Below are 4216 nucleotides of genomic sequence, written 5' to 3'. Positions count from 1 at the left end.
TTCCTGTAAAGGCCAGGGTATTGGCTCCCTGTGTAACGGTACGGTTGCCTGTAAGAGTTCCGTCTGTATTATAAATATTACCTGTTACAGTATTTGCCGGATTATGCAGCTTTACCCAAGCTGTTCCATTGTAATAATAGTATCCTACAACATCTATATTTAAAGCAGTCCCGGTTTGTGTTCCTGTACTTACATTATTTACATAGATCAATGTTGATGACGGAACTCCGGTCATACTCTGAGCTTTTTGTCTGTCTACTCTTGGAATAAGGAGGCCTTCCACTGCAGGACCTGTACCTGTGCTGTTTTTAGCTGCTACTTCAAGAGTTGCGCCAGGGGTTGACGTATTAATCCCCACCTGTGATTTTGCAACCAATGAAAAAGTAGTGAGCACACTTGCTAGTAATAATTTTTTTTTCATAATATATAATAAATTTAAATTAATATTTATTTGTGTTGATAGTTCTATCATTGAAGTTGAATGTCCTAATATGCTTATGCATTATTTCATTTTTAAATCAGCTGGCAAAAGTAATACCTGGTGGAGTTTGTAATTTGATTTATATATACATCATAGGTACAATATGTATACATTTTACATACATCATATGGTATTTTTGTTAAAAAAAGAAGATTGATATATGGGAAAATTATTAATAAATTAATACGTATGAATGTGATTTATTTTCTGTGTGCTGTATGTTCTCAGTTATCTTATTGTGTTTCCAATAATTCACTTAAAAAACTAAAATATAAATTGATTGCAAAGATAATTTTGAACTATTCCGGTATTGACTGATCTATTTGTTGTTTGATGTGTTGTTATGATTCAGTAAGCTCGCTGTACTATTTTTGCAATAAAATCCTGTTGAAATATGGAACGTTTTTTAAGATTTCCACAGCTGGATATCCTTTGCTTTAATGAAATTCAAAACATTAACAAAAAATTGGCAACTAAGAATCCGTCTTTTTATCGCGTTAATGCATGATGTTGTATTTTTGATGTATCATATTATCATGTGCTTTTTCTGCATTTTTCTTAACCTTACTGAAAAATACACAAACATTTCACTTATATGAGAAAAGCATTTTATTTACTTATAATTATTTTATCTATTCTTGCCGGGCTAATAAAAATAATCCTAATTCAGTGTTACCAAATAAAACTGCAATTAATTGTTCTATGAAAAGCTCTTACATGATTCCGGATTTTGTGAAAAAAGTAATATGCAGATTCAAAGCTTATTATGTTTTGCGGAATAACACATTAATGTATTTAATGTGTTTATTTTCAATCTTTTACCACTTGTGGTTTACCTATTTTGAATATGCTGATCTGATACGCTTGTCATGATAATGTTATTGAAATTTTGTTATTTTAAGTAATTACTAGTTATTATGTTTTTTTTAAAAAAAATAGAAAAAATAATTTTATTTTCTTTCTTAATGTTCTGTATTAAGCTATTTTCACAGCAATACACGAAAAATGATATTGATTCTTTATTGATAAAAACAAACGAAGTACTCCGAACGAGAATTTCTGATGATGATCTCATCCGTTGGAATAAAGGGATCATAAAAATAGCCGTTCAAATTAATTATCGTGAAGGAGAGGCAATGGGATATGCCAATATTGCCAACCGATTTATATTTAAAGAAGATTTAAAGAAGGGATTAGAATACCTGAACAAAGCTGAGGATATATCTAAGAAAAGCAAAAATGATTTTCTTATAGGTAAAATAAATGCTGAGTACGCACAAGTTTATAATAAGATGAATGTAAGCAAATTAGCTTTGGGATATAATTCAAAAGCTATGAACTATGGGTTAAAGTTAAACAGAAATAACCGTGAATGCCGTCTGTTTTTACGCTACGTCTATTCAACTAGATCTGTGTACATGTACAAGGTGAATCAACCAGATTCTGCAATTATTTATCTTCATAAATCAATGAAAATAGATGCGAACCCACTGGATGTAGCTAATATTGCACAGCACTACACTTTTTTTGACGTGAAACCTGATTCTGCGAAGTATTATTTTCAAAAAGCTTTTGCACTTTTAGAAACCAAAAACTTCAAAAATAACAAATATCAGAGGGCTGTTGTTTTAAAGAATTATGGAACATTTCTGAAAAGTCAGGGGAAAAATAGCCAGGCCATTGATGTAATTAAGAGGTCTATAGAGTTTGCAAAGCAGGTTAATAGGCCGGCAATTATTCTTAACAATTATAAGGAATTGTCTACACTTTATAAAAAAGAAGGAAATTCTGATAAAGAAAATGAATATCTTAATAAATCGATCTCATTGCAAGACAGCTTGGATGCCAACCAAAACCAAGCCATAGATCTTTCCATTAACAGATTGAATAAAGAAAGGGAAAATGAAAAGGTTCAGCTTAAAAATCAAAATAATGCCACTTTATGGTATAGTAGTATTTCAATATTGTTGATTATTTTAGTTACCATTTACCTTTATTTACGTATAAGAAAGAAGAGAAAGAAGCTCATGGAAAGCGAAAAAATAATTTCTGAAATAGAAAAAGAAACGAAAGATCTGAAAAGAAAGCTCAATGAAAATTATGAAAATATCATCCAGCTTGCCAAAGAAAAGAAAACTGATTTTTTTCCTAAATTTCAGGAAGCATATCCGGAATTATGTAATGAGTTGTTAAAAATAAATTCTAATCTTTCTAAATCTGATTTATCTTTTTGCGCCATGATATGGCTGGGTTTTTCGTCAAAGGAAATTGCTCAGTATATCTCTATGGAACACAGATCTGTACAGACAAAAAAGTATAGGATACGAAAAAAACTAAATCTGGAAGCTGAGACTGATCTGTATCGTTTTTTCAGATCTATATTTGAGCTATAAAAATTTTGATTAACACTACAAAGCTATTCAGTTTTGGATTATATTGGGGATTTCTTTTTGTCCGGGAACTTGTGATGCTGTCCATGCATTATAACACCGTTTTTCATCTGAATTATTGTCAAGGAACTTAATACTTTTCTTTTTCTGATTATATTATGGTATAAGTTTTAGAATTTTTAATGGATTGATCATAAAAAGAATATAGTTGTTTAGTTTTTTCCATAATGATTACTATTAAGCAGATGGAGAATAATTCTCTTATTAACCAAAATGATTCTTTTTTGCATGGTAAGAGACGTACAGTATCATTTCGGAACTTTACTTTCCGCCCCTTTACTTCAGGCACATTAGCCCGTTAATTTTGTCATTTATTATTTTGGAGGTTAGTTGTTCCTTATTTCTGTGATTTTGAAAAAGTAATAACCTTTTTTTGATATTATTAACTATCGATAAAAAAGGAATCAATAAACAATTCATTGTAATTTTTATAATTAGATAGTAGGTTATTTTAAATATATAGATTATTTGAATTAGGAATGTTTTTTTATATGAGTTTTTGAATATTTAAGATATAATGTATGAATGATGTATCGTGATGTAGGGATGATGTAGGGTTGGAGTTTGGATTTTATTTCAAGTGTTCTAATATTGCACTGTGTTAATTCTATGACACTATTTACAACATAAATGATTTTTTAATACCTAACTAATTTATTTAAATTAATTAATACACAAATGATGAAAAAAAAATTATTGTTAACAGGCATATTTGTTATGTTTTCACTGGCGGTCAGATCACAAGTGGGGATTAATACAGGTAATCCTCAGGGAATATTTAGTGTTGATGGGCTAAAAAATAATCCAGCAACCGGAGTGCCTTCTGCCGCTCAGGCTAAGGATGATTTGATAATGTCTCCCAATGGAAATGTCGGAATTGGTACAATTTCTCCAGGTACAGCTTTAGATGTAAACGGAGCTATTACCAACCGTGAAACCGCTTTAGCCGTTGCTGGTAATGCGGTTGATATTCCTGCTAATGTGAGTTTGGTAAGGCTTACCGGAGCTGCTACAGCCAATGTGGCCATTTCAGCATTTGCTGCTCCTAATCCCGGTCAGCGACTTATTGTCTATAATGCTACTACAGGTGGATTTGGAGCAACACTGGATGGCGTTACCATTCCAAATGGTAAGGCACTGGAATTCGTTTTCAGTAACTCATTCTGGAGGTCTACCGATGGAGGCTCAGCTGGAACTTCTTCTGTGAATATTTATAACGCAGACGGAACTCTTACAGGAAACCGTACCGTTACACAGGGAGCCAATACCCTGGCCTTTACAGGAA

General features: G+C 31.6%; 2 protein-coding genes and 1 pseudogene. 2 read left to right on the top strand and 1 reads right to left on the bottom strand.

Going from position 1 to position 4216, the window contains the following annotated elements; translation table 11 throughout:
• The coding region (locus EK417_RS16325) for a phage tail-like protein (RefSeq protein ID WP_498365956.1) at positions 1-421 on the bottom strand (421 nt) is incomplete at its 3' end.
• Positions 422-1503: 1082 nt separating this feature from the next.
• Here EK417_RS16325 and EK417_RS16320 point away from each other — a divergent pair.
• Complete coding sequence (locus EK417_RS16320) at positions 1504-2874, top strand: LuxR C-terminal-related transcriptional regulator (RefSeq protein WP_168802021.1); 1371 nt, start codon at positions 1504-1506, stop codon at positions 2872-2874.
• 735 nt (positions 2875-3609) lie between these two features.
• Positions 3610-4216 (top strand): annotated as a pseudogene (locus EK417_RS16315) (hypothetical protein); the annotation flags it as partial.

Source organism: Chryseobacterium candidae, from assembly GCF_004916905.1.
GTDB classification, from domain to species: Bacteria; Bacteroidota; Bacteroidia; order Flavobacteriales; family Weeksellaceae; genus Chryseobacterium; species Chryseobacterium candidae.
This window is presented reverse-complemented; position numbering and strand designations above follow the sequence as displayed.